The organism is Kitasatospora sp. NPDC056076 (assembly GCF_042266305.1).
GTDB lineage: Bacteria > Actinomycetota > Actinomycetes > Streptomycetales > Streptomycetaceae > Kitasatospora.
This window is the reverse complement of record NZ_JBHJWG010000013.1, coordinates 18,974-43,660: the sequence shown is the minus strand read 5'-3', so window position 1 is coordinate 43,660 and position 24,687 is coordinate 18,974. Positions and strand designations below refer to the sequence as shown.

Below are 24,687 nucleotides of genomic sequence, written 5' to 3'. Positions count from 1 at the left end.
CGCCGGGGCGGACGGTACGCACGAGGCGACGGGGGCGCACCATGACCGACGTGACCACGCAGGAGCCGGTGGAGCTCCAACTGGAGCGCCACCGCACCGAACTCACCGGCTACTGCTACCGCATGCTCGGCTCGGTCTTCGAGGCCGAGGACGCGGTGCAGGAGACCATGGTCCGCGCCTGGCGCGGGCACCGGGGCTTCGAGGGCCGCTCGGCGCTGCGCTCCTGGCTGTACCGGATCGCCACCAACGTCTGCCTGGACGCGCTGAACGGCCGCAAGGGCCGGGCCCGCCCGATGGACCTCGCCGGTCCGGTGACGGTGGCCACCGCGAGTGACGTCCGGCTGCCCGAGGTGACGTGGATCGGCCCCGCGCCGGACGGCCGGGTGCTCCCCGAGACGGGGGACCCGGCCGAGGTGGCCGCCCGGCGCGAGTCGGTGAAGCTGGCCTTCGTCGCCGCGCTGCAGCGCCTCGCGCCCCGGCAGCGGGCGGTGCTGATCCTGCGCGAGGTGCTCGGCTGGAAGGCCGCCGAGGTCGCCGAACTGCTCGGCGTCACGGTCGCCTCGGTCAACAGCGCGTTGCAGCGGGCCCGCGCGGTGCTCGCCGCGGACGCCTCCGCCGCCCGCCCGGCCGCCGCACTGGACGAGGCGCACCGCGCCCTGCTGGAGCGCTACGTCCGCGCCTTCGAGGCGTACGACATGGACGGCCTGACCGCGCTGCTGCACGAGGACGTCACGCTCAACATGCCGCCGTACTCGATGTGGCTGCGGGGGGCGGCCGAGGTCCGGGCCTGGATGCTGGGCCCGGGGCACGGTTGCCGGGGCTCCCGGCTGCTCCCGGTGACGGCCAACGGCGGTCCGGCCCTCGCCCAGTACCGGCCGGGCCCGGCGGGCGGGTACGCGCCGTGGGAGCTGGTCGTGCCGGAGGTGTCGGACGGCCGGATCACCGGGCTCACCAACTTCCTCGACACCGACGTGCTCTTCCCGCTGTTCGGCCTCCCGGCCCGGCTCCCGGCCGAGTAGGCCGTGCTGCTCGGCGGGCGTGGCGGCGGCGCCCCGGTGGCAGAGTGGGGGCGACCGAACCGCCCTGCCCCAGGAGGAACACCGTGACGGCTGAGCCCTTGAGATCCCGCGAGGAGTGGCTGGCCTCGCTGCCCCGGATCTACGCGGCGGCGGGCTGCCTGCTGCGCGACGAGTCCGGCCGGATCCTGATCGTGAAGGCCGGGTACCGCGAGCACTGGCAGTTCCCCGGCGGGACGATCGACCTCGGGGAGGGCCCGGTCGAGTGCGCCGCGCGGGAGTTGGAGGAGGAGACCGGCATCGTCAAGGAGGCCGGCGACCTGCTGGCCATCTCCTGGACCCACCCCTCGAACGAACTCGACCACCCGGCCCAGCACTTGATGTTCGACTTCGGCACCGTCCCGGACGGCACCCCCGTGACCGTCCCGGCCGGCGAGCTGGACACCCACCGCTGGGCCCCGCTGGACGAGGCCCTGGAGCTGCTCGGCCCGGCCCGTTCGGCCCGGCTGCGGGCGGCCCTGGAGGCGGCCGCCGACGGCCGGGTCCGGATCGTCACCACCCACATCTCCGGCTTCTAGGCCGAGCTGCCGAAGTGCCGTGCCCCGGAAGGGAGTCCACCCCGGGGCACGGTCGGTGGGCCGGTCCTCACCGAGCCCCGGGGTCGGCCTCCCGGGCGGCGATCAGGGCGGCGACGGCCTCCGAGACGAAGGTCTCCGCCTCGGTCTTGTCCACGTTCAGCCCGGCGAGCACGCCCTTCCCGTTCTCCAACTCCAGGAGGGCGAGCAGGATGTGCTCGGTGCCGACGTAGTTGTGCCCGAGCTTGAGCGCCTCCCGGAAGGTCAGCTCGACGGCCTTCTTGCCCTGGGTGGAGTACGGGATCAGCGCGGGCACCTGCTGCTCGACGGCGGTCGGCAGCGCGGCGGTGGTCGCCGTCCGGACGGCCTCCGGGGTGACGCCCTGGGCGAGGAGCGCCTTGAGCCCGATGCCCTCGGGCTCGGCGAGCAGGCCGAGCAGGATGTGCTCGGGGCCGATCTCGGGGTTGTTGGCCCGGCGGGCCTCCTCCTGCGAGGCCACCACGACCTTGCGGGCCCGGGGCGTGAACCGGGAGAAGCCCTGGCTGGGGTCGAGGTCGGCCGGGCTGCCCGGGCCCTTGGAGACGAAGCGCTTCTGGGCGGCCTGCTTGCTGACGCCCATGCTGTGGCCGATGTCGGTCCAGGAGGCGCCGGAGCGGCGGGCCTGGTCGACGAAGTGGCCGATGAGGTGGTCGGCGAGTTCGCCGAGGTGGTCGGCGGCGATGACCGCGTCGGAGAGCTGGTCGAGCGCGTCGGTGTGGACCTTCTTGATCGCGGCGATCAGGTCGTCGAGGCGCAGCGGAGTGGTGTTGGGGACAACGGGATTCTCCATGCGTCAACCGTAGGTTGTCGATCCGAGGATCGTCAACCATCGGTTGACGCTTACCGTCGGGTAGCTTGTGCTCGCCCCCCGTCGAACTCCGCGACTCCTACGCGGCGGGCAGCAGTCGGCCCCGGACGGCGGCGACCTGGGCGGGCGTGACCCCGGCCGCGAGCAGGTATCCCGCCGGGTCCAGCCCGTCGAGCGCGGCGGCCAGGGCGGCCTCGGCGGTGGTCCCGGCCTCGGCCAGCGCGGCGTCGATCCGGCGGTACGGGTCCGGCAGGCCGAGCATCCCGTACAGCGGGCGGACGTTGGGGCCGCTCAGCAGGTAGTCCTCGGCGATCGCGGCCCGGTCGACCCCGGCCAGGGCGAGCAGCAGCAGGGCGGCCAGGCCGGTGCGGTCGCGCCCGGCGCCGCAGTGCACCACCAGGCCGCCGGGGCGGGCGTCGGCGATCGCGGCGACCAGCGCGGCGGCGGCGTGCGGGCAGTGCTCCAGGTAGGGGCGGAAGGCCAGCGGGGTGCCGTCCAGTCGGCCGTGGGCCGCCCACCAGGCGGGACCGGCCAGTTCGTCCAGCGGGACGCGGACCAGCTCGACGCCGTCGGGCAGCGGGAGGAGCGGCTTGTACTCCTCGGCGTTGCGCAGGTCGACCACGGTGCGGACGCCGTGGTCGAGGAGGGCGTCCCAGCCCTCGCGGGTCAGCCGGTCCAGGTTGTCCGCCCGGACTATCGCGCCGCGGGCGGTCGGGCGGCCGGAGGCGGTGGGGAGTCCGCCCAGGTCACGGACGTTCAGGCAGCCGTCCCAGACGAGGGTGCGGTCCTCGGTGGTGGTCAGTGCGTCGGTCCGCATGTGGGGCTCCCCGGTCGGTCGTCTCGGGGGATCCCGTTATCCCCTCGTTATATGGACTCCCGGGAGATCCCATTGGTTCCTGATCGTTCGAACCCTCGGCACCGGCAGTTCGTACGGCGTACCGACGGTGTGCCGGCTGCGTTCCGACTGCGTGCCCGGCTGCGCACCGACGGGGGCTCAGGCCGCGGTCGGGGTCCCGGTCTCGGCGGCGACCAGCTTCTCGATCGGGTCGACCGCGATCCGGCCGAACAGCGAACCGGCCGCGATCGCGCCGATCAGGAACACGGTGGACAGCCAGGCCATGGTCGACACCGGCAGGGTGAAGGCGCCGACCACCCGGGCCGCGCACTCGGCCAGCAGCGCGGTGCCCCAGATGCCGGCGAACACCCGCTCGTGGCGGCGGAAGGCCCGCGAGCCCGCCGCCCGGCCCTCGACCAGCCGCTGCCAGGCGGCGGTGCGGTCCTGCTTCCCCTTGGTGAGGAAGGGCATCAGCACCGGGGTCATCACCGGCTTGCCGACCGCCGCGGAGACCAGGATCGCCAGCGCCACGGTGCCGCTCAGCCCACCGTCCTTGGCGATCATCATCCGGGCGTCGCCGGTGACGAAGGTGAGCGCCAGGCCCGCCAGGTTGACCGCCAGCATCAGCGCGGCCCACAGGTTGACCTGACGCTCGCGCAGCAGGCCGAGGACGGTCCGGCCGGCCGGGAAGACGCTGCTCCAGGCCAGCGCGGCGAACTCGCTGAGACCGCAGACCGAGTGCAGCAGGTAGTACCCCGCCAGCGGGGCGGCCACGTCGAGGACCAGCGGACCGAGCCCCGAGGCCACCGGGTTCGGCGCCGGGGCGGCGGCCCCGTCCGCGGGGGCGGGGGAGGTGGCGGCGGTGTTGGCGGTGGTGGCGGGAACGGTGCCGGCGGCGCTGACGGTCTGGCTGCTCATGGTGGGTTCCTCCCCGGCTGGTGGCCGCGGGCCGCTGCCCGCGTCGTGCCTCCAGCTTCGCCGTCCGACCCTCCGTCAGAGCAGTGCCGTCCGTTGCCTGATCCGCATGACAGCTGTCACGGTGCGGCCCGTGACACCCTCGTTGACCTGCGCCGTTCTAGGGGTGCGTCGGGCCGAAGGCCCACAGCTCCCGGCCGAGCGTGTCCAGGCACCGCACCGTGCCGAACCGTTCGTCCCCGGCGGACAGGAAGCCCTGCGCCGCTCCGGCCAGCACCGTCCGGGCGACCCCGTCGCCCCGGGTCCAGGCGCCGGTCAGCACCAGCGCCCCGTCGGCCAGCTCGGCACGCTGCACCCGGGCCACCGAGGCGGTCAGCAGCGCGGCGTTGACGTCCTCCAGCTCGGCGGGGGAGAGGTACGGCCCGGCGCTGGGGGAGAGGTCCGCCGCGGCCCGGCGCCGCAGCTCCGGCAGGCCGTAGTCGCGGACGGCGGCGACGGCGTCGTCCAGCGGCAGCCGCCAGCGCGGCCCGGGCAGCACCTCCCACCAGACGTCCTCGCCGACCGGCAGCACCTCGCCGATCCGGGCCCGCCAGACCTCGACGCCGCCCCCGGCGTCCGGGCCCGGCCGCTCCCCGTCGGTCCCGTCGGTGCCCGCCCCGTCGGCGCCGCCACTGCCCCCGCCACCGGCCCGACGGACCACGCGGAGCCCGAAGGTGAAGGCGACCCGGTCGGCGGCGGGCCGCTCGACCAGCTCGACCAGCAGCCGGTGCGTGTCGTCCGGCAGGACGAAGGCCCGCTGCCGACCGGTGAGGCCCAGGGCGCGCAGGGCGGGCGCGAGGTGTTCGCGCAGTCCCGTCGTGTGGAGCTCGTGGGCAGTCGTCATCGCGGTCTTTCCCTGCTGGTCGTGCGGTCGTCCCGGCCCCGCTCCGGCCGGGGACAGCCCGGAAGCGCCCGCCCGAACGGGTTCGGGCGGGCGTCGTAAGAACGGGCGCGGCGGGGTCGCGGGGTCACGGCGCGGGGTCACGGCGAGGGTCGGGCGCGTCGGCGGGCCCGGCGTCCGGGGCGCGGTCGGCGCCCGGATCGATTCGCCTACCGACAAGGTAGGCAGGGGCGGTGTCCCGGGGCTGCGGGCGAACGGCAGCCGTCCACGGGACCTTGGCCCCGTCCGGCCCGGTCCTTCGACCGGAGCCGACCCGTTGGCCCGGATGGCGCATCATGTGGCGGGTGCAGAGTGCAGAACAGCCCGGAGCGGGCACCGGCAGCCCCCTCGGCCGGTCCGGACCAGTACCCTCCGTCGGCCCACCACCGGGCGGGGGCCCCGCTCCCACCGACCTGACCGAGGCGGTCCGCGCCGCACAGGAGGGGGACGAAGAGGCGTTCCGGCTGCTGTTCCGGACCGTCCAGCCGGGCCTGCTGCGCTACCTGAGGGTGCTCGTCGGCGGGCGGCCCGAGGACGTCCAGGACGCCGAGGACATCGCCTCCGAGGCCTGGCTCCAGATCGCCCGCGACCTGCGCGGCTTCTCCGGCGACGGCGACGGCTTCCGCGGCTGGGCCGCCACCGTCGCCCGCAACCGGGCGATGGACCACCTGCGCGCCCGGCGCCGCCGCCCGGTCGCCGACCTGCCGTACGAGTACCTGGCCGAACTGGCCGCCGGGGACGACACCGCCCGCACCGCCCTCGCCACCGTCGGCACCGCCGACGCGCTGGCCCTGATCTCCCGGCTGCCGCGCGACCAGGCCGAGGCGGTGCTGCTGAGAGTGGTCATGGAACTGGACGCCGAGAGCGCGGCCCGGGTGCTCGGCAAGCGGGCCGGCAGCGTCCGGATGGCCGCCCACCGGGGGTTGCGCCGACTGGCCAAGCTGCTGGACCAGCCGTTCGCCTCCGGGGCCGGGATCCCGGCCGCCCGCCGGGCCGAACCGGGCGCCCGCCGGGCCGAGCCGGCTGCCCGCCGGGCCGAAGCGGCCGCCGGGGAACGGTCGCCGGCCCGGGCGCGGGAGTCCGCGGGGCGACCTGCCGTGGAACCCACGGAAAAAACTTCTCCGCAGGGTGTGACAGAACGCCGGGCCGCGACGCTGAAGGACATGAGATGAGCACCAACCGATCCCGTCGGATCGACCGTGATGCCGCCGAGCACCTGCTCGGCGGTGCCGTGGGCGGCCCGTCGGCCGGGCAGGACGCCTCGCTCACCGGACCGGACGGTCCCGGGCAGCTCGCCCGGGTGCTGGCCGCGGCCGCCGCCCCGGCGACGGCCGCCGAACTGGCCGGGGAGGAGGCCGCCCTGGCCGCGTTCCGGCAGGCGAGTCTCACGCCCGACCCCGTAGTGACACCCGTCCGGAGACGATCCATGGCAACCGCCGCGCTGGCCAGGGCCTTCAGCACGAAGGCCGCTGCCGCCGTGCTCGGCGCCACCGCGCTGTGCGGGGTCGCGGTCGCCGCCGGCACCGGCAACCTGCCGTCCGCCCTGGGCGGCGGCCCGTCCGAACCCGAGCACGCGGTCGCCGCCCCGGGCGGCCCGTCCGGCTCCCCGCACGGCACCTCCACCGGAACGGGAACCGGCTCCGGCTCCGGCTCGGCCTCCCCGGGCGGACCCACCCGGCCGTCCATCGGCGCCCCCGCGGACCCGCACCGCACCGTCCCGTCCGACCCCGGCTCGCCCGACGGCCCCACGGCCGGCGAGCACCCCGGGCACCCCGCCCCGCCCGCCGCCCTGGTCCCGCTCTGCCAGCGCTTCGCGGACCGTACGGGCAAGGGCGAACGCCCCGGGAAGCTGGCCGGCGACCCGCTGTTCGCCCCGCTGGTCGCGGCGGCCGGCGGAGCGGACGAGGTCCAGGACTACTGCGAGGGCGCCCCCGGCCAGGAGGACGGGGACCACCAGGGCACCGGCCCGCAGCCGAGCCCCTCCGGCGCCGGGAAGGGCAACGGCGACGGCGACGGCAAGGCCAAGCCCGGCAAGGGCAACGGGAACGGGACCGGTACCGGTACTGGCACCGGGAACACCAACGGCAACACCAACGGCAACGAGGACACCAACGGCAACGGCGACGGCAAGGCCAAGCCCGGCAAGGGCAACGCGATCCCGACCCCGTCGAACCTCCCCACCCTGCCGGACACCCGTCCGGGCAGGACCGGCCCCTCCGAGGACGAGCAGTCCGCCCGGAGATGACCCCCAGAACTCCGGATGGGCGGCGAGCGACTCCCCCCGGGCTCGCCGCCCATCCGGATCGCACCACCCGCAGTACGCACAACCACCCGAAGACCCCGGGTGGCCGGTCGGCTCCCCCGTGCCCACCGTCCATCCGGTCGGCCCCGGCCGGCTCGGCAGGCGCTCACCCCGGACGCGCCGCCGGCCCGGCCGGTCCGGAACGTGCGGCCCGCCCTCCCGCAGTCAGGGCGGGCCGCACCCCTCGACCGGCGGTCGGGGGACCGCTGCCCGGTCCCCCGGCCGCCACCCCCTCAGGTCCCGGGCCCGGGGCGGCTATCGTGCACAGGTGCACGAGGCCGCTCGGGACCCCGGAGGCCGCACGTGAGGGGAGTCCCAGGTGATCGGACGCGCGCTGAACGGGCGTTACGAACTCGTCGAGATACTCGGCGTCGGAGGCATGGCCACGGTCTGGCGCGGCGTCGACCGGGTCCTGGGCCGCCAGGTGGCCGTCAAGGTCCTCAACGGCGGCCTCGCCGACGACCCCCGTTTCGCCGAGCGTTTCAGCCGCGAGGCGCAGCACGCCGCGATGCTGGTGCACCCGAGGATCGTGATGGTCTTCGACTCGGGCGTGGACGAGGGCACCCCGTTCATCGTCATGGAGCTGGTGAACGGCCGTTCGCTCGCCGCCGTCCTGGTCCAGCAGCCGCAGTTGCCGGTGGAGCGCGCGGTCGGCATCGCGGCGGCGGTCTGCGAGGCGCTGTCGGTCGCGCACGCGGCGGGCCTGGTGCACCGGGACATCAAGCCCGGCAACATCATGATCACCGACGACGGCGGCGTGAAGGTGGTGGACTTCGGCATCGCCCGGGCCGGTTCGTCCAGCAACCTGACCCAGACCGCGAGCGTGCTCGGTACGGCCGCCTACCTCTCGCCCGAGCAGGCCACCGCCTCCGCCCTGGACGGCCGCACCGACCTGTACGCGGTCGGCTGCGTGCTGACCGAGATGCTCACCGGCGCGACGCCGTTCACCGCCGAGACCCCGGTGGCGATCGCCTTCAAGCACGTCAGCGAGCAGCCCCTGCCCCCGTCCGCGCGCCGCCCGGGCCTGCCGCCGGCCTTGGACGCGGTGGCGCTGCGCCTGCTGGCCAAGGACCCGGCCCACCGCCCGGCCGACGCGGCCGCGGCGCGGGCCGAACTCCTCGGCACCGTACCGGGCCTGGCCGTCGGCGATCCGACCGCGGAGCTGCTCGCGACCGCCGCTCCCACGCAGCTGCTGCCGCCGGTGGGGCCGACGGGGGCGATGCCGCCGATGGGGTCGATGGCACCGATGGCACCGATGGGGCCGATGGCGCCGGTGCACCCGAACCAGCAGCACACCACCCTGCTCCCGCCCCAGATCCCGCACGGCGTCCCGCACCACCCCGTCCCGGCCGCGACCTCGGTGATGGCGCCGCTCCCGGCGATGCCGCCCGCGGCGCACCCGGCCGGACGGCTCCCCATGCCCGCCCCCACGGTGAGCCGGCGCAACAAGCCCCTGGTCCTCGGAGCGCTGGGCATAGCCGGCCTCGCCGGGGTCATCGCCGTGGTACTGACCGCCGCCGACGAGCCGGCCGGCAACGCCGCCGCCAAGCCCCCGGCGGCGACCAAGTCCGTGGCCACCACTGCGACGACGGCCCCGACCTCCGCTGCCGCCGCCCCCACCACCCCGGCCGCCACGCCGACCGCCCCCGTGCCCACCCAGTCCGTCCCGCGCAACCAGCCCGCGGAGCTCCAACTCCAGTCCTTCCGGCAGGCCGTGGCGCAGGCGCAGGTCGGCAAGGAGCGCGACAAGCAGACGGAGCTGCTGCAGATCCTCGACGAGACCGCCTCCCGGCTGAACGAGGGCAACCCCGACGACGCCGCCCAGGAGCTCCGGGCCGCCCAGAAGACGATCAAGGACCTGGGCAAGAAGCACGCCATCGACGGCCCCACCTACGCCAACTGGAACGCCCGCCTGTCCGCGCTGTACGCGACCCTCCACACGTCGGCGGGCAACTTCCAGGACGACTGAGGCACTCCGCCCCGGTCAGGCGAACTGCAGCCGGTCGCTCAGCCCGGCCGCCGCGAAGGCCGCCTCCAGCGCCGTACGGCCCTCGGTGAAGTGCGCCCAGCTGTCGAAGTGCGCCGGTACCACGCGCCGCGCGCCCAGCAGGGCGGCGGCCTCGGCGGCCTGGGCGCTGTCCAGGGTGAGCAGCGCGCCGTCGAAGGGGCCGGGGCGGGCGGCGCCGGCGAACAGGACGGCGGTGTCCACCGGGCCGAACCGCTCGGCGATCTCCTCGACCAGCGGCAGCGAGGCGTTGTCGCCGCTGACGTAGACGCTCGGCAGGTCGGGCGCGGTCAGCACGAACCCGATCACCTGGCCGAGCACCGCCTCGGCGCCTTCGGGCCCGTGCAGCGCGGGGGCGGCGGTGACGGTGACGCTGCCGCCGTCCGGGCGGGCCAGTTCCACGGACTCCCAGGGGGCGAGCCCGCGCGCGGTGCCGCCGAGCCGCTCGGCGCCGCTGGTGGTGGTGAGGACGAGCGGGACGGTCGGCAGCAGGGCGCGGCCCGAGGTGTCCAGGTTGTCCGGGTGCTCGTCATGGGAGAGCAGGACGGCGTCGACCGGGCCGAGGTCGGCGGGGGTGATGGGGGAGGGAGCGGTCTTGGTGAGGGCGCGGCCGCCGCCGCGCGGGTAGTCGCCGGGCTCGTCGAAGGTCGGGTCGGTGAGGAAGCGGAGGCCGCCGAATTCGATGAGGGCGGTCGGGCCGCCGAAGACGCGGATGTTCGACATACTGGTTCACCTCACGGAGAAAGTCATCGTTTGACGTGATGAAACCTAACTCTCCATCACGGAAGAGCGCAAGGTTTACCATGAGAACCGTGAATGCCACCCTCACCGCCCCGCCGCCCGCACCGGGTTCGGAGCAGCACGTCGCCCTCGACTTCGCCAACAGCGACCTCGCGCTCACCACCGGCCGCCTCGACCTCCTGGCCACCCCCGCCGACGCCACCCGCTGGCTGGTCGAACGGGGCCTCGCCCCCGAGGGGGCGGAGGTCTACGAGTACTGCACCGGACGGCTGCGCGAACTCCGGTCCCGACTGAGGGTGTTGCTCGCCGCCCGGGTCGACGGCGCGGTGCCGCCGGCCGAGGCCGTGGACGCGCTCAACGCCGCGCTCACCGCCACCTCCGCCGCCGCCCTGCTGCGCTGGGACGAGCCGGACGGCCCGTACCGCGCGCCGGCCCACCCGGCCGACCAGGTCGCCGTGCACGCCATGGCCGTCATCGCCGCCGACGCGGCGGACCTGCTCACCGGCCCGGACGCCGACCGCCTCGCCGCCTGCGCCGCGAGCCCCTGCATCCGCTTCCTGGTCCGCACCCACGCCGCCCGCCACTGGTGCTCGACCCGCTGCGGCGACCGCGTCCGCGCGGCCCGGGCCTACGCGCGCCGGAGCAAGGCTGAGGCCGCGTCATAATGGCGCGGTGCTGACGATCGGATCCCTCGTCCTCGGTGTCGCCGACATGCCCCGCGCGGTCGCCTTCTGGACGGCCGCGCTCGATTACGTCCCGAGGGACGGCCTGGTCGAGGACGACTGGACGGTGCTGCTCCCCGCCGACGGCGGCACCGGCGTCCAACTCGCCCTGGGGATCTCCGAGTCCCCCGTCCAGGTTTACCCCCGCGTCCACCTCGACCTCTACGCGGACGGCGCCGCCGCCCAGGCCGCCGAGGTCCGCCGCCTGATCGCCCTCGGCGCCCAGGAGGTCGACTGGGACCTCTACCCCGACGACCCGGACTTCGTCGTCCTCGCCGATCCCGAGGGCAACCGCTTCTGCGTCATCGACACCGCCCACGGTTGACCACAGGGTTGTCCACAGCCTGTGGACAACCCTGTGGGTCATCCCCTACGGCGTGTACTCGTACCCGATGGTGAACTGGGCGGGCAGGCACGACTCCGTGTACTCGATCAACCCGTCGTCGTCCGACCACCGGTGGACGAGAGCCAGGATCGGACTCCCGACCGCCACCGCCAGCCCGGCCGCCTCCCGCTGGTCGGCCGCCCGCGCGTGCATGTCGTCGCGCGCCGCTGTGACGGTTCGCCCTGTTGCTTCGAGGACCCGCGCAGTGATCCCGTCGTTCCGCCCCGGCGCCGTGCTGAGAAGGTCGGGCACGAGCGCGGCGAAGTGCGCGGGGTACCAGGACACTGCGAAGAGGGTCCGTGACTTGCCGCGCCCGGTGATGTATTCGCGGCGCACCAGCTGCGCGCCGTGCTCCAGGTCGAAGAGATCCGCCACGTAGAGCGGAGGTGTGACGAGTTCGGCAGCCGTCACACGGCTGGTCTCGCCCTCCATCAGGCTGGACCGCACCCGCTGCACCCGGGCGAGCCGGCCCCGGCTGCTGGCGGTCACCCTGGGGTCGTCCGCGACGAACGTGCCACGCGGCGAGGTGCGGAGGTAGCCCTCCACCTGGAGGTGCTGGAGCGCCCGACTCACGGTGGCCACGGCGACGTTCCAGCGGCCGCTGATCTCCTTGTTGCTGGGCAGCTTCGAGCCCGGCTCGAGTTCCCCGGAGAGGATTCACTGGCGGTAGTGATCGGCGATCACGGACCATGTCTTCGGCGTCTTGCTCGGCATGTGCGCTCGCTTCCGCTCGGTGGGCGATCCCCCGTATGGGCAGACTGGTTCACTCGTAACCGTAGCGGCCGACCTAGGCCACTCCCCATGCTGGACTAGTTCACTGACGGTCCGTCGGATGGCCGAGGCTCGGTGGGATCCGGAACACCGAACGGGCCGGACACCAAGTGGTCGAGAGGAAGTCGAACATGGGAAAGCGCGGAGACGGCAAGGGCGGCGAGTCCGGGGACAAGAAGCAGTCCAAGCGGGAGTCCGACGGCCAGTGGACCAAGAAGGTTCCGCCGGCCGACCCGGGCGAGAAGAAGAAGTGAGTGCCAACCAATGGATCAGTACGCACAGTTGCTGGCCGACCTGACCGAGGCCGGCGTGCTGGGCGAGCAGTGGCGGGGCGCGTTCGAGCGCGCCCCGCGCTCTGCGTTCGTTCCGGGCACCGTGTGGGTCCCGGACGACGACGCCCCGACGGGCTGTCGGCGGATCACCCGGTCCGATGACCCCGATGGTTGGTGGGCCGTGGTCGATGCCGACGATGTGGTCGTCACACAGGTGGACGACGGGGATGACGACGGACCCGGGGTCGCGACGTCATCGGCGTCCATGCCGTCCCTGGTCGCGGACATGCTCCGCCACCTGGACGTGGGCGACGGGCACGACGTGCTCGACATCGGCACCGGAACCGGTTGGACGAGCGCCCTGCTCTCGGCCCGGCTCGGCGACGGGCACGTGACGACGATCGAGGTGGACCCGAGCGTGGCCGCCGAGGCGGCGGCGAGGCTGCGGGCCGCCGGATTCACGCCCGAGTGCGTGGTCGGTGACGGGCTGGCCGGGTGGCTCCAGGGGGCTCCCTACGACCGCATCCATTCGACGGCGGCCGTCCGACTGGTGCCGTCCGCCTGGATCGAGCAGACGCGGCCCGGCGGCGTGATCGTGACCCCGTGGGGCACCCCGTACGCCAACGCCGGACTGCTGCGCCTGCTCGTCGGCGGGCCGGGCGAGCCGTCGCACGGCCGCTTCGTCGGCAACGTCAGCTTCATGTGGATGCGGTCGCAGCGGCCCCACGCCGTGACCGGCCCGGAGAGCCCGCCGGAGTGCCGGGGCCCGTCCCCGATGGACCCCGGTCTCGCGGAGGAGGACGTTCACGCGGCGTTCGCCATCGGCCTGCGGGTGCCGGGCGTCCGGTATCGACACGTGTGGGACGACTCAGACCCCAGCGGCACCTACCGCATGCACCTCTCGGACGGCGCGGGTTCGTGGGCGTCCGCCCGCTACGCCGGATGGGACGCCGGGGACGCCGTCTGCCAGTCCGGGCCGCGCCGGCTGTGGGACGAGGTCACCGGCGCCCGGCTGTGGTGGCTGGCGGAGGGCAAGCCGGACCTTTGCCGGTTCGGCGTGACCATCGCCCCGGACGGTGCGCAGTCCGTCTGGCTGGACGACCCCGACAACGCCGTGGTGTGACCCTGGTCCCTCGCAAGATTGCGAGGGACCAGGGAGGGTGGGTGGCCGGGCGCAGGAAGTCGGCGGGGCCGACTTCCCACTCCGCGGTCAAGCGGTCCGGTCAGCCCGAGGAGGGGCGGGCGGCGACGGCGACGTTGACGGTGCCGGTCGCGGTGCGGCCCAGGCCGTCGCGGATGGTGTAGGTGAAGGTGTCGCAGCCGGTGAAGTCGGCGGCGGGGGTGTACCGGACCTTGCCGTCGACGACTGCGGCGGTGCCGTTGGCCGGGGTGGAGACGCCGGTGAGGGTCAGGCCCCGGCCGTCGGTGCGGCCGGTGTTGCTGTCGACGGCGAGGACGTCGACGGTCGTCGCGGTGCCCTGGACGGCGGCCCCGGCGGCGGTGCGGGCGACCGGCGTCTGCGGGACGCGGGTGCTGCCGTAGTAGGTGAGGACGGCATAGGTGCCGTCACCCAGGTCGACCAGCTGGAGGCTCTGGGGCTGGGTGCCGTTGTAGGCGCTGGTGGTGACGGCGCCGTTGGAGCTGTCGACGGTGACGGCGTCGCCCGTGGCGGCGTTGCGGATGCCGGTGGAGCCGTCGTTCTGCGGGGTGAGGGAGAAGCGCTGCGAGGCGAGGCCGAGGGAGGGGCTGGCGCCGACGGTGAGGCCGTTGAGGGTGGTGGTCGCGACCAGGCCGGAGGCGGGGTTACGGATCTCCGTGGAGCCGTCGGCACGGGGGGCCAGGGTGAACTTCTGGGCCGCGTTGCCGTCCTGGTACGCCGAGCCGGTGATGAGCACGCCGGACACCGTCAGGGCGGTGCCGCTGATCGGTTGCGCGACGGCGTCGTTGACGTCGGCGACCGCCACCCGCACGGTCGCGGTGGACTGCTGGCCGAACTTGTCCCGGATCGTGTAGGTGAAGGTGTCGCAGCCGGTGAAGCCGGCGGCGGGGGAGTAGCGGACCTTGCCGTTGGAGACCGCGGCCGTGCCGCTGGACGGCTTGGAGACACCGGTGATCGTCAGGCCGAGCGGCTGGGTGGTGCCGGTGCCGGAGTCGTTCGCCAGGACGTCGACGTCGACGGCCCGACCCTTGCTCGTGGCCGCGGCGTCGTCCCGGGCCTGAGGTTCCTGGGGGTAGCTGTGGTCGGGGTAGAAGGCCCGGAAGCCCCAGGAGCCGTCGGCCTGTTGGACCAGCTCGAAGCTCTGGGACTGGGTGCCGTTGTAGGCCGCGCCGGTGACGGTGGAGCCGTTCATGGTCAGGACGGACTTGTCGCCCTGGTAGAAGCTGCGGATGCCGAAGGAGCCGTCGGCCTGCTTGGTGATCCGGAAACTCTGCGGCTGGGTGCCCCGGTAGGTCGCGCCGGTGACGGTGGAGCCGTTCATGGTCAGGACGGAGTCGTTGCCCTGGTAGAAGCTGCGGATGCCCCAGGAGCCGTCGGCCTGCCCGACGATGGAGAAGCTCTGGGGCTGGGTGCCGTTGTAGGCCGCGCCGGAGACGGACGAGCCGTTCATGGTCAGGACGTTGGCCGTGCTGGCCTGGGCCGGAACAGCGGCGGCGCCGACGCCGACGACGGCGGAGCAGAGAAGGGCCGTCGCGGTACGCGCGCGGCGGGTGGGAGTGGACATGCGCCTCTTCCTCGGAACAGGGGAGTGCCCGGGGAGGCTTCCCCGGGCACCTGGCCACCTGCCAACGGAAGATCCACTCGGTCCGTGACGGCCTGAGGGCGGATTCGTTTGTGTACGGCGATGCGGGTTAGGAGTGGTGGTCGAACTCGCCGGCCTTGAGGCCGTCGAGGAGGGCGGTGAAGGCTGCGAGGTTGGTGCGGAGGATGGTTTCGCCTTCGTCGGACTCGCGGAGCTCGACCAGCCCGTCAGCGGCGCGGACCTCCACGCATTCGTTGGTCGCGCCGCTGTAGCTGGACTTCTGCCACTTCGACTCAGGCATAGCTGTCTTCCACTTCTTTCTTCACTGATTGGATGAGGTCCCGCGATCGTTCATCGGAGAGCGCAAGGGCGTCCATGCGCTCGAAGATGGCCCGATGCTTGGCCAGGTCGGCCGGAGCGTCGAAGAACATGACGCCGTGGGCGAGGTCCGTCTGGACGGTGTCCAGCTCGGGGACTGGCCCGGTAGCGAATGTGAGGTTCTCGGAGGCGCCTGGGAAGGTCGCGACGGCGAAGGGCACTACTCGGATCGAGATTCCGGGTCGCACCGAATCGTCGATCAGCGCGTCCAGCTGGTCCAGGAGCACCTTGGGGCCTCCGAACTGCATGCGCAGCGCGGCCTCGTGGATGAACGCTTGGAGTGGTGTCCTGCCTGAGCGAACGATCTGCTGACGCTGCACTCGGAAGGCCGTTCGGACGTCGATGTCCGGGCGCGGCAGCGGTGGATAGACCCTTGTGAAGACCGCAGAAGCGTAGGCGCCGGTCTGTAGCAAACCGGGGATGTAGGCAGTGGTGCAGGTTGAGAGCGTCGTTGCGTAGTTCTCGATCTCTGCGACTTCGAGGAAGTCAGCTGTCAGGACTTCGCGGTACTCCTCCCACCAGCCTTTTCCTCGCTCAGTGACTATTCCGGCGAGCGCATCGATCAGAGGGCGATTGGCACATGCGCAGGCGGCGGCGATGGTGTGCAAGCGGTCGACACTGATGCCGATCCGTCCCGATTCCATCTGCGTGACCTGGGCTGGACTCATGCCGACAGTCCGGCCGAGCTCAGAGCTACCGAATCCAGCCTGTTCGCGCATCCTCCTCAGCTCGGTGCCAAGCCTGCGTTGGCGGAGTGTCGGATTGGAGCGTGGAGGCATGGGTTCCTTCCGTAGGTGCGGTCCGGCCCAGTGTGCCGCGCTCGTCGCAGGGTGGTCCACCAGTTACCACGTTAGGGGTAACTTCCAGAAAGGGTGGAAATTTGGATACTCATGTGAGCTATGGTCGATCTCACATCGATCCGACGGATCGTCAGTAACGCATATCCGTCGCACCGCAGAGCAGCCGTGCCCATCTGCACGGCCTGGTTCACGGCGACGTATCCGCCGGTTCTCCACCCCGCACACGCCCGGGAGTTCTCCCATGCGTCACCTCAACACGCCCTCCCTCGCCCTCTCCCGCCAGTCCCTCCGCAACGCGATGGTCCGCGCGGGCTGGCACCCCTCCGCCACCTTCGAGGCCGAACTCGCCCTCGGTGAGCTCCTCGCGAACGCCTGGCTGCACGGTGGCACCCCCGCGCCGGTCACCGAGATCCTCTTCCTCCACAACACCCTCCGGGTCTCCGTCGCCGACGAGAGCCCGCAGCTTCCCGTCCCGCAGCCCCTCAACCTCCTCGCCGAGTCCGGCCGGGGCCTCCAGCTGGTCGCCGGTCTCACCCACCGGTGGGGCGTCGACCCGCAGGAACGCGGCAAGGTCATCTGGTTCGAGTGCGACCTGGGCGCCGCCTGATGTCCCTCCCCCGCCGCCCGCTGCTGCCGACCGATCCCCGGGTCCGGGCCTGCACCGACGAGCACATCCGTACGCTCCTCGCCGAACTCCTCCAGCGCGGACGTAAGTTCGGCCTGCTCTTCCCCTCCGTCGACACCGACCGGACCCTCGACGGGCGCGTCCTGGTCTGCTTCAACACGGCGCCAGCGTCGACGCTGCTGAACCTCCTGTCCCTCCTCCTCGAAGCCGAACGACAGTGGGGCGCCCCGTGCGATTCCTGATCGCCGCGGCCTTCGCCGTCCTCCTCGCACTCGCGCTCGCGACCGTCGCCCTGGGGGTCGTCACCGTTCTCCGCGCGACCCCGCCCGAGCCGGACGAGGGCGACTGACGGGCCGGCGGGACGGCAGCGGTCCTCACCCGCGGCGCCGGATCCGGCGTTCCATGTTCCCGCGGATCGTCCGCGACGCCGTCCCGGCCGCCGCCGCGAGGAACACGAAGTTGTACCCGATCTGCAGCACCACCACGAGCCGCGCCGTCTGCCCCGCCGGGGTGATGTCGCCGTACCCCACCGTCGCCATCGTCACGACCGTGAAGTACAGCGCGTCCAGCCGCGTCTCCAGCCCCGCGAACTCGGCCTTGTGCGCGCCCAGCGCGTAGTACGTCGCCGAGAAGATGACCATCGCCAGGAAGATGAGGAAGGCCAGCCAGGCCACCGGCTGCTTCGCCGTCCCCTTGAGCACCCCGACGATCTTCGCCAGCATCAGCCAGCTCAACCCGCCCAGTGCCGCCACGAAGACCGTCCAGCTCAGGAGCGGCCGCCGGTCGCCGAACCACTCCAACGGCAGCGTGAAGTACCCGACCATCAGCAGCGTGAACGCGCCCAGCAGCCACGCCACGGCCCGGAGGTCGGCCGACGGGAGAGGAGGGATCTCGGACATCCCGCCCAGCCTGGTCCACCCCGGCCCGCCCCGCCCGCCCGGCTACTCCGGCCGGGGCGAGGCGGACCGGGAAAGCGTCGAGCCCCCCGGTGGAAATCCACCGGGGGGCTCGACCAGAACCTCGTACGACGACTCAGGCGGTCGTCTCGGGGCGCTTCGCCTCGGCACTCTTCGTCACGTTGGTCGGAGTGACGGCCGGGCGGTCGGCGGCCTGCTGGGGGGCGGCCGTGCTCTGCGCGGTGCCGGCGTCCGCCTGCTCGCCGCCGTCCTCGCGCATCGCCTTGGTCTCCGCCTTCAGGATGCGCATCGACTTGCCGAGGCCACGGGCCATCTCCGGCAGCTTCTTCGATCCGAACAGCAGGACTACGACCGCCAGCACCACCAAGATGTGCCAGGGCTCAAGACCGTTCCGCAGCATCCCTGGCCACCGGTCCCTTCTTGTCTAGAGTCACGGAGGGCGCTAGGCCCTGCTGGCCAGTATGCCTGGCCCCCAGGCCGAACGGATACACCGGACGGGAAACGCTGGCCGAAAACCAGGTGCCGCCCGAACGGATCACCGATGGCGGCGCCGCCGGGCCATCAGTAGACGAATGGCACCAGCCGCTTGGAAACCCGCTGGTAGTCGGCGTACGCCGGGCCGAACGCGCCGAGCAGCAGCCGCTCCTCGGCGGCGATCCGCCAGCCGTACGCGCCGAGCAGCAGAACGGTGACCAGCAGTGCCGCCGCCCAGCTGCCGGTGCCGAGCGCGTAGCCGCACCAGACCAGCAGGCTGCCCGCGTAACCCGGGTGGCGGATCAGCCGGTACGGGCCGCTGCGGACCACCTGCTGGGTGTCCACCGTCCGCAGGGTGCGGGTGTAGTAGCGGCCCAGGGTGCGCATGCCCCAGGCGCGCAGGGCCAGCCCGGCGACGACCAGCGCGACCCCGGACCAGCGCGGCCCGGTGGGCAGCATGCCGACGCCGGCGCGTTCGAACAGCACCACCACCAGGACGGACGCGACGTAGCAGGTGAGCAGCAGCCGGGTCGAACCGCGGTCGCGGTCGTCGGCGCGCCAGCTGCCGGCGGCGCTGTCCTCGCGGCGGCGCAGCAACAGCTCGTAGCCGACCCAGCAGAGGACGCCGAGCAGGGAGAGGAGGGACGGCAGGGACATGGGGAGCTCCTGACGGTCGCGGACTACCCCTCCACGGTCCCCCGGCCGCGCCGCCGGGACACGCACCCGGGGGTGGATGCCGCCGGGTCCACCCCGGGGTGGACGGTCTCCGCGATCGCTGCGGTCACCGCGGTCACCGGGGCCGCCGCGCCAGGAGGTAGCCGCGGCGGGTGTCGGCCTCCTCGGGCAGGCCGTCCCGCTCCAGCCGGGCCTCGACGGCGAACCCGGCCTCGGCGAGGCGGGCGGCGACGGTGTCGGTCCGCAGGAAGTGGAAGTCCACGTCGACGTCGTGGCCCCACCACTCCGCCAGGTGCCGCACCTCCTCGCCCAGGTGGAAGGAGACCAGCAGCAGCCCGCCGGGCCGCAGCACCCGCAGCATCTCGGCGAAGGCGGGCAGCAGCTCGTCCGGCTCCAGGTGGATCACCGAGTACAGGGCCACGGCCGCCGCGAACTCGCCGTCGGCGGCGGGCAGCGCCAGCAGGTCCCCGGTGCGGAACTCGGCCCGCGGGTGCTCGCGCGCGGCCAGCTCGACCATCCGCGGCGACAGGTCGATCCCGACCACCCGCGCGCCCTGCCCGGTCAGCCACCCCGCCACGTGCCCCGGCCCGCACCCCAGGTCCGCCACCACCCCGCCGGCCGCCTCCTCCACGACGGCCCCCAGCAGCGCCCGGTCCACCACCTTGTGCGCCAACTCGCCCCCGATCCGCCCCAGGTACTCCTCCGCCACCACGTCGTAACTCCCGCGCACCCGCCCGTGTCCAGTCCCCATGCCCCTCACCCTGACACGGCCCTGCCCCTTCTCACCCCCCAGCACGAGAAACCGGACCACCCACACCCTCCGCCCCACCCCCGCGAACCCGCCAACCCTTCCCCACCGCAGGCGACGCACGGGAAGGCGGCAGGGCCGACTTCTCGTGCGCGCTTCCGACCGCCGTGCTCCGACTCCTTGCCGCATCTCTGCCCTTGCCGGTTCTCCCTGCACGGGAAGTCGGTGGGGCCGACTTCTTGTGTTGGCGCCGACGGGGTTGCCGGAGTGTGCGGCAGTGCTCGTTGGCTGTGCGATGAATCAGCGGGGTCGGGGTTCGGCTCGTCCCAGGGGATTCCCGGAGGCAGGTGGTGCACGGGAAGTCGACGGGGTCGACTTCTTGTGTCAGCGCAGACGGCCGCCGGAGCGTGCGGCAGTGCTCGTTGGTTGTGTGGCGAGTCGGCTGGGTCGGGGGGAATCCCGGCGCCGGGCGGGGCGCAGGAAGTCGGCCGGTTCGACTTCTCGTGCACGCCCGGGGGAGGACGGCGGAGAGCCCCCGTCCGGGTGGGCGGGGGCTCTCGATGACTCGCGTGGACGGTGGCCGTGCGGTGGGTCAGGCTGCGACGGGCTGCTCCGGGGCCGGGGCCGGGACCGGGGCGGGGGTGGCGGCGGGCAGGTGGCGCAGGAGGCGGTGGGCCAGGACGGCGGCGCCGAGGGCGAAGACCAGGCCGACGACGGCGGCGACGTGCAGGCCGTCCGTGAAGGCGCCGCGGGCGGTCTCCAGCAGGTCCGGGCCGAGCCGGCCGGGCAGGTGGGCCGCGACGGAGACCGCGCCGCCGAGGGTGTCCTGCGCGGTGGCGGCGGCGGTGCCGTCGACGCCCGCCGGGAGGGCGCCGTCCAGCTGGTGGCGGTAGACCGCGGCGCCCGCCGCGCCCAGCAGGGCGATGCCGAGCGAGCTGCCGAGTTCGACGGCGGTCTCGGAGGTGGCGGAGGCGGCCCCGGCCTGCTCGACCGGGGCGGCGGAGACGACCATCTCGGCGGTCATCGTCATGGTGCCGACGGTGCCCGCGGCCAGCACGCCCGCCGCGGTGAGGATGAGTGCCAGCGGGGAGTGCGGGCCGACCTGGGTCATCATCGCGAAGCCGCCGGCGCCGACCACGAAGCCGCCGCCCATCAGGGCCGCCGGGCGGACCTTGCCGGCCAGGGCCGAGCTGATCCCGATCGCCACGCCGACGCCGACGCTCGGCACCAGCGACCAGAGCGAGGCGGTGAACGGGCTCATGCCCTTGACCAGCTGGAGGTACTGGGAGGTGAAGAGGGCGAAGCCCATCATCGCGAACATGGCCAGGGTGTTGACGCTGATCGCGCCGCTGAACGTGCGGATCCGGAACAGGCTCAGGTCGATCAGCGGGTTCGCGGCGGTGCGCTGGCGCTGCACGAAGGCGACGGCGATCAGCAGCCCGGCCGCGGCGGCGAGGGCGGGGAGCGGGCTCCAGCCGTCCACGGCGAGGGTCTTGACGCCGTAGACCAGGGGCAGGATCGCGGCGAGCGAGAGCACGGCGCCGGGCAGGTCGAAGCGGCCGGTGCGGGCGGTGGTGCGGTACTCGGGCAGCAGGACGGGCGCGGTCAGCAGCACCAGGACCATCACCGGGACGGCGACCAGGAAGGCCGAGCCCCACCAGTAGTGGTCGAGCAGCAGCCCGCCGGCGACCGGGCCGAGGGTGGCCCCGGCGGTGAGGGCGCCGCCCCAGGCGCCGAGGGCGACCTGCCGCTGCTTGGGGTCGTGGAACATGTTGCGGATCAGCGCCAGGGTCGAGGGCATCACGGTAGCCCCGGCGACGCCGAGCAGGGCGCGGGCGGCGATCAGCTGTTCGGCGCTGCCGGACCGGGCGGCCAGCAGCGAGGCGACGGTGAAGCCCGCAGCACCGATCATCAGCAGCCGGCGGCGGCCGATCCGGTCGCCCAGCGCGCCCATGGTGATGAGCAGTCCGGCCAGCAGGAACGAGTACATGTCCATGATCCACAGCTGCTGGGTGCCGCTGGGGGCCAGCTCGGTGGAGATGTACGGGACGGCGAAGAACAGCACGCCCATGTCCATGGAGAGGACCAGGGTCGGGAGCAGGAGGACGGCCAGGCCGGTCCATTCGCGACGGCCTGCGCGGCCGGTGGTTGCGGTCATGGGGAAGACGGTACGGACGTTTCAGACGCTTGTCTAGTACAGATGTGTAACTCGCTCGTCCAAGACGTTCGTGCAAGACATCCGTGCAGATGTTCCGTAGGATCGGGGCATGGGAAACCGCGAAGACCTGATGGCCGGCGCCAAGCACTGCCTGTACGAGAAGGGCTACGGACGCACCACGGCCCGCGACATCGCGAGCGCCTCGGGTGTCAGCCTGGCCGCGATCGGCTACCACTTCGGCTCGAAGGACGCGCTGCTCAACGCCGCGATGATCGAGGCGATCGGCGAGATGGGTGAGGCCCTGGGGGTGGTGGTGTACGGCGCCAACCAGGTGTCCGACGACCCGGAGACGCGCTTCGCCGCCGCCTGGAACGGCCTGCGGGACGTCTTCGCCGAGCACCGGGGGCTCTGGGCCGCGCAGTTCGAGGCGCTCGCCCAGGCCGGGCACAACCCGGAGCTGGCGAAGGCCTTCGAGGACGCGCAGAAGGACGGGCGGCTCGGGCTCGCCGCCGTGTTCCAGGGGCTGCCCGAGGTGCCGGACAACGAGGAGGAGCTCGCCCGCGGCACCTTCTACCAGATCCTGCTGGCCGGCTACGTCGCCCAGTGGCTCGCCGCGCCCGACCTGGCGCCGACCGGCCAGGAGTTCCTGCGCGGGCTCCGGCTGGTCAGCGGCACCGTGCTGGGGGCGGGCGCCACGCCCTGACGCGCGTTACGCCCTGACGCCCGCCGGGCCCCGACACCCGCCAGGCCCTGACACCCGCTACGCGGTGACGGCGGTCAGCAGCACCACCGAGTCGACGTGGGCCACCAGCCCGTGCCGCTCTTGCGGCACGGGCTCCAACTCGCCCGCGGCCAGCTCCACCCGCCGCCCGGCGATGGTCAACGAGACCCGGCCGCGCAGCACCTGGACGCTCCCCGCGGTGGGCGGGGTGTGCTCGTCCAGCGAGGTGCCCGCGGTCAGGGCGATCACGGTCTGCCGCAGCACCCCGTCGTGCAGCACCAGATGGGCGCTGCGCCCGTGCGGACCCTCGGCCGCCCGGGCGGCGTGCTCCACGGCGAGCCGTTCGAGATCGGGCATCGCGCCGCCTCCTCCTCTGCCGGGTGCCCAGGCCGTGTGCCCAGGCTGGCGGACGTACTGCCGGGGCGCACCCGGGAGGGGTCCGGAGCGGGCCGCCCGAGGTGCAGGCCCCGCCGACTGCCCGCATCGTGGAGGCATGGCGACCAACCAGAGGATCTTGAACGGACTCCAGGTCAACCGCTCGCTGCTGGCCGGCGGCGTGGTGCTGACCGGCATCGGCTCGGTGCTCGGCGCGGCCGGGGCGGCGCTGGTGTGCGCGGCGCTGTTCACCGCGGGCCGCGACTGGGTGCGCAGCATGGAGACGCCGCCGGGCACGCTCGCCCAACGGGCCCTGCACGAGGCGAAGGTGGCTTCCTCGGCCGGCTGGGAGGCCTGGCGCGCGGAGCACGGCTCGCCCAACTGAGCACGGACGGGCGAACGTACGGCACGGCGGGCCGCCATGGGGGTGCGGCCCGCCGCGGTTCCGGGGGCTGGGGCGCCGCTACAGCCCCAGCGACTTGGCGATGATGCTGCGCATGACCTCGCTGGTGCCGCCGTAGATCCGGAAGACCCGGTTGTCGGTGTAGAGCCGGGCGATCGGGTACTCCAGGATGTAGCCGTAACCGCCGTGCAACTGGAGGCACTTGTCGATCACGGTGGAGGCCGACTCGGTGCAGAACAGCTTCACGGCGGCCGCGTCCGCGACGCTCAACTCGCCGTTCTGGTAGAGCTCCAGGGCCTGGTCCACCATCGACTGCTGCGCCAGCACCTGGGCCTGGCAGTCGGCCAGGGTGAACTTGGTGTTCTGGAACTCGGCCACCGCCTTGCCGAACACCTTGCGGTCCTTGACGTACTGCACCGCGAACCGCACCGCCGCCGCGGCCGCCGCGTACGCGCCGACCGCGATCGCCAGCCGCTCCTGCACCAGGTTGTGGGTCAGGTACGAGAAGGCCCTGCCCTCCTCGCCGAGCAGGTCCTCCACCGGCACCTTGACGTCGACGAACGCCAACTCGGCGGTGTCCGAGGTGCGCAGGCCGATCTTCTGCAGCTTGCGCCCGACCGAGTAGCCCGGCGAGGTGGTGTCCACGCACAGGATGGAGAGCCCGGCCCGGCGGTTCTCCGGGTCGTACGCGGCGGTGCGGGCGACCACCAGGACCAGGTCGGCCAGCACGCCGCCGGTGATGAAGGTCTTGGCGCCGTTCAGGACGTAGTGGGTGCCGTCCTCGGAGAGCCGGGCGGTGGTGGTGATGCCCGCGAGGTCGGAGCCGGCGCCCGGTTCGGTCATCGCGATCGCGGTCATGATGTCGCCGGAGACGAAGCCGGGCAGCCAGCGCCGCTTCTGCTCCTCGTTCGCGTACTCCAGCAGGTACGGCAGCACCAGTCCGGTGTGCACGCCGGAGGAGCCGAAGCTCACCCCCGCGCGGGCGGTCTCCTCGGCGATCACCGCCTGGTACTTGAAGCCGCTCTCGCCCGCGCCGCCGTACTCCTCCGGCACCTCGATGCCGTAGACGCCGAGTTCGCCGAGCTGGCGGTAGAAGTCGCGGGGCGGGTGGCCGTCGGCCTCCCAGCTCTCGTAGACCGGGACGACCTCGTTGGCGATGAAGTCCCGGATGGTCTCCCGGAAGGCCTCGTGGTCCTCGTTGAACACGGTGCGGCGCACGGCGGCGCTCCCTTCGACGGTGCCGGCCGGAGGGCCGGCGGAGGCGGAACGTACCAGGTGGTGGCCCGACAAGTTAATCCCGGGTAGCCTCGACTGTCCAGCGTCGGCGGGCCCGGGGCGGGCCCGGAAACGCTGCTCGACGCGGCTGC

Annotated in this window: 29 protein-coding genes; 13 read left to right on the top strand and 16 right to left on the bottom strand. The window is 73.3% G+C overall.

The features are described 5' to 3' along the window. Positions 1-41: 41 nt before the first annotated feature. Both ACFC1T_RS13235 and ACFC1T_RS13230 read left to right on the top strand, forming a co-directional pair. Positions 42-1,019, top strand: coding sequence for a sigma-70 family RNA polymerase sigma factor (locus ACFC1T_RS13235; protein WP_375887475.1), 978 nt, complete (start codon positions 42-44; stop codon positions 1,017-1,019). 83 nt (positions 1,020-1,102) lie between these two features. Beyond that, positions 1,103-1,594 carry an NUDIX domain-containing protein gene (locus ACFC1T_RS13230; RefSeq protein ID WP_375887473.1) on the top strand — a complete coding sequence of 164 codons (492 nt, stop codon included), beginning with the start codon at positions 1,103-1,105 and terminating at the stop codon, positions 1,592-1,594. A 67-nt stretch (positions 1,595-1,661) separates the two neighbouring features. On the opposite strand, the gene ACFC1T_RS13225 is transcribed toward ACFC1T_RS13230, so the two are convergent. The 4 genes from ACFC1T_RS13225 to ACFC1T_RS13210 form a co-directional block, all read right to left on the bottom strand. Then, the gene (locus ACFC1T_RS13225) at positions 1,662-2,420 is read right to left on the bottom strand and encodes a Clp protease N-terminal domain-containing protein (RefSeq protein ID WP_375887470.1); all 759 of its coding nucleotides are present in this window, start codon (positions 2,418-2,420) and stop codon (positions 1,662-1,664) included. A 97-nt stretch (positions 2,421-2,517) separates the two neighbouring features. Continuing rightward, complete coding sequence (locus ACFC1T_RS13220) at positions 2,518-3,255, bottom strand: tyrosine-protein phosphatase (protein WP_375887468.1); 738 nt, start codon at positions 3,253-3,255, stop codon at positions 2,518-2,520. A gap of 177 nt (positions 3,256-3,432) precedes the next feature. Beyond that, the gene (locus tag ACFC1T_RS13215; RefSeq protein ID WP_375887465.1) at positions 3,433-4,191 is read right to left on the bottom strand and encodes a VC0807 family protein; all 759 of its coding nucleotides are present in this window, start codon (positions 4,189-4,191) and stop codon (positions 3,433-3,435) included. A 157-nt stretch (positions 4,192-4,348) separates the two neighbouring features. Beyond that, positions 4,349-5,071, bottom strand: a complete 723-nt coding sequence (locus tag ACFC1T_RS13210; protein WP_375887463.1) for a hypothetical protein — start codon at positions 5,069-5,071, stop codon at positions 4,349-4,351. 332 nt (positions 5,072-5,403) lie between these two features. Here ACFC1T_RS13210 and ACFC1T_RS13205 point away from each other — a divergent pair, with 332 nt between their 5' ends. The 3 genes from ACFC1T_RS13205 (at position 5,404) to ACFC1T_RS13195 (ending at position 9,378) form a co-directional block, all read left to right on the top strand. Further along, positions 5,404-6,279 (top strand): RNA polymerase sigma factor, encoded by an 876-nt coding sequence (locus tag ACFC1T_RS13205; protein WP_375887460.1) that lies wholly within the window; start codon positions 5,404-5,406, stop codon positions 6,277-6,279. After that, entirely contained in the window at positions 6,276-7,352 is a 1,077-nt protein-coding gene (locus tag ACFC1T_RS13200; protein WP_375887457.1) for a hypothetical protein, read from the top strand. The genes ACFC1T_RS13205 and ACFC1T_RS13200 overlap by 4 nt, the downstream gene beginning before the upstream one ends. A gap of 376 nt (positions 7,353-7,728) precedes the next feature. After that, entirely contained in the window at positions 7,729-9,378 is a 1,650-nt protein-coding gene (locus ACFC1T_RS13195; protein WP_375887455.1) for a protein kinase, read from the top strand. 15 nt (positions 9,379-9,393) lie between these two features. Here ACFC1T_RS13195 and ACFC1T_RS13190 read toward each other — a convergent pair whose 3' ends face one another. Then, positions 9,394-10,137 (bottom strand): MBL fold metallo-hydrolase, encoded by a 744-nt coding sequence (locus tag ACFC1T_RS13190; RefSeq protein ID WP_375887453.1) that lies wholly within the window; start codon positions 10,135-10,137, stop codon positions 9,394-9,396. Between the two features lie 80 nt (positions 10,138-10,217). Between ACFC1T_RS13190 and ACFC1T_RS13185 the strand changes: the two genes are divergently transcribed. After that, positions 10,218-10,820, top strand: a complete 603-nt coding sequence (locus tag ACFC1T_RS13185; protein ID WP_375887451.1) for an ABATE domain-containing protein — start codon at positions 10,218-10,220, stop codon at positions 10,818-10,820. 7 nt (positions 10,821-10,827) lie between these two features. Continuing rightward, complete coding sequence (locus ACFC1T_RS13180; RefSeq protein ID WP_375887449.1) at positions 10,828-11,202, top strand: VOC family protein; 375 nt, start codon at positions 10,828-10,830, stop codon at positions 11,200-11,202. A gap of 45 nt (positions 11,203-11,247) precedes the next feature. Here the strand turns inward: ACFC1T_RS13180 and ACFC1T_RS13175 are convergent, their stop codons facing one another. Further along, complete coding sequence (locus tag ACFC1T_RS13175) at positions 11,248-11,919, bottom strand: GntR family transcriptional regulator (RefSeq protein ID WP_375887695.1); 672 nt, start codon at positions 11,917-11,919, stop codon at positions 11,248-11,250. A 245-nt stretch (positions 11,920-12,164) separates the two neighbouring features. Here ACFC1T_RS13175 and ACFC1T_RS13170 point away from each other — a divergent pair, with 245 nt between their 5' ends. After that, the gene (locus tag ACFC1T_RS13170; protein WP_375887446.1) at positions 12,165-12,287 is read left to right on the top strand and encodes a hypothetical protein; all 123 of its coding nucleotides are present in this window, start codon (positions 12,165-12,167) and stop codon (positions 12,285-12,287) included. 10 nt (positions 12,288-12,297) lie between these two features. Continuing rightward, positions 12,298-13,428, top strand: a complete 1,131-nt coding sequence (locus ACFC1T_RS13165; protein ID WP_375887444.1) for a methyltransferase domain-containing protein — start codon at positions 12,298-12,300, stop codon at positions 13,426-13,428. Positions 13,429-13,528: 100 nt separating this feature from the next. Here ACFC1T_RS13165 and ACFC1T_RS13160 read toward each other — a convergent pair whose 3' ends face one another. The 3 genes from ACFC1T_RS13160 to ACFC1T_RS13150 form a co-directional block, all read right to left on the bottom strand. Continuing rightward, positions 13,529-15,028: an Ig-like domain-containing protein gene (locus tag ACFC1T_RS13160; protein WP_375887441.1), complete on the bottom strand. Its 1,500-nt coding sequence runs from the start codon at positions 15,026-15,028 to the stop codon at positions 13,529-13,531. 127 nt (positions 15,029-15,155) lie between these two features. After that, positions 15,156-15,347 carry a DUF397 domain-containing protein gene (locus ACFC1T_RS13155; RefSeq protein WP_375887439.1) on the bottom strand — a complete coding sequence of 64 codons (192 nt, stop codon included), beginning with the start codon at positions 15,345-15,347 and terminating at the stop codon, positions 15,156-15,158. Then, the gene (locus ACFC1T_RS13150) at positions 15,340-16,203 is read right to left on the bottom strand and encodes a helix-turn-helix domain-containing protein (RefSeq protein ID WP_375887436.1); all 864 of its coding nucleotides are present in this window, start codon (positions 16,201-16,203) and stop codon (positions 15,340-15,342) included. The genes ACFC1T_RS13155 and ACFC1T_RS13150 overlap by 8 nt, the downstream gene beginning before the upstream one ends. 262 nt (positions 16,204-16,465) lie before the next feature. On the opposite strand from ACFC1T_RS13150, the gene ACFC1T_RS13145 reads away from it, so the two are divergent. Then, entirely contained in the window at positions 16,466-16,831 is a 366-nt protein-coding gene (locus ACFC1T_RS13145; protein ID WP_375887433.1) for an ATP-binding protein, read from the top strand. Next, positions 16,831-17,091 carry a hypothetical protein gene (locus ACFC1T_RS13140; protein WP_375887431.1) on the top strand — a complete coding sequence of 87 codons (261 nt, stop codon included), beginning with the start codon at positions 16,831-16,833 and terminating at the stop codon, positions 17,089-17,091. The genes ACFC1T_RS13145 and ACFC1T_RS13140 overlap by 1 nt, the downstream gene beginning before the upstream one ends. A 132-nt stretch (positions 17,092-17,223) precedes the next feature. Here ACFC1T_RS13140 and ACFC1T_RS13135 read toward each other — a convergent pair whose 3' ends face one another. The 5 genes from ACFC1T_RS13135 to ACFC1T_RS13115 form a co-directional block, all read right to left on the bottom strand. After that, positions 17,224-17,748, bottom strand: a complete 525-nt coding sequence (locus ACFC1T_RS13135) for an ion channel (RefSeq protein ID WP_375887429.1) — start codon at positions 17,746-17,748, stop codon at positions 17,224-17,226. A gap of 133 nt (positions 17,749-17,881) precedes the next feature. Then, positions 17,882-18,166, bottom strand: a complete 285-nt coding sequence (gene tatA, locus ACFC1T_RS13130; RefSeq protein WP_360226432.1) for a Sec-independent protein translocase subunit TatA — start codon at positions 18,164-18,166, stop codon at positions 17,882-17,884. A 161-nt stretch (positions 18,167-18,327) separates the two neighbouring features. Further along, on the bottom strand, positions 18,328-18,897 hold the full coding sequence (locus ACFC1T_RS13125; protein ID WP_375887426.1) for a methyltransferase family protein: 570 nt from the start codon (positions 18,895-18,897) through the stop codon (positions 18,328-18,330). Between the two features lie 133 nt (positions 18,898-19,030). Beyond that, a complete protein-coding gene (locus tag ACFC1T_RS13120; protein ID WP_375887423.1) occupies positions 19,031-19,666 on the bottom strand; it encodes a class I SAM-dependent methyltransferase in 636 nt (211 codons plus the stop codon). Between the two features lie 589 nt (positions 19,667-20,255). Next, entirely contained in the window at positions 20,256-21,821 is a 1,566-nt protein-coding gene (locus tag ACFC1T_RS13115) for an MFS transporter (protein ID WP_375887420.1), read from the bottom strand. 109 nt (positions 21,822-21,930) lie between these two features. Between ACFC1T_RS13115 and ACFC1T_RS13110 the strand changes: the two genes are divergently transcribed. Then, positions 21,931-22,524 (top strand): TetR/AcrR family transcriptional regulator, encoded by a 594-nt coding sequence (locus ACFC1T_RS13110; RefSeq protein ID WP_375887418.1) that lies wholly within the window; start codon positions 21,931-21,933, stop codon positions 22,522-22,524. Between the two features lie 57 nt (positions 22,525-22,581). On the opposite strand, the gene ACFC1T_RS13105 is transcribed toward ACFC1T_RS13110, so the two are convergent. Continuing rightward, complete coding sequence (locus tag ACFC1T_RS13105; protein ID WP_375887415.1) at positions 22,582-22,899, bottom strand: cupin; 318 nt, start codon at positions 22,897-22,899, stop codon at positions 22,582-22,584. Positions 22,900-23,035: 136 nt separating this feature from the next. Here ACFC1T_RS13105 and ACFC1T_RS13100 point away from each other — a divergent pair, with 136 nt between their 5' ends. Next, a complete protein-coding gene (locus tag ACFC1T_RS13100) occupies positions 23,036-23,302 on the top strand; it encodes a hypothetical protein (protein WP_375887413.1) in 267 nt (88 codons plus the stop codon). A gap of 78 nt (positions 23,303-23,380) precedes the next feature. Here the strand turns inward: ACFC1T_RS13100 and ACFC1T_RS13095 are convergent, their stop codons facing one another. Continuing rightward, positions 23,381-24,538: an acyl-CoA dehydrogenase family protein gene (locus tag ACFC1T_RS13095; protein ID WP_375887410.1), complete on the bottom strand. Its 1,158-nt coding sequence runs from the start codon at positions 24,536-24,538 to the stop codon at positions 23,381-23,383. Between the last annotated feature and the right edge of the window lie 149 nt (positions 24,539-24,687).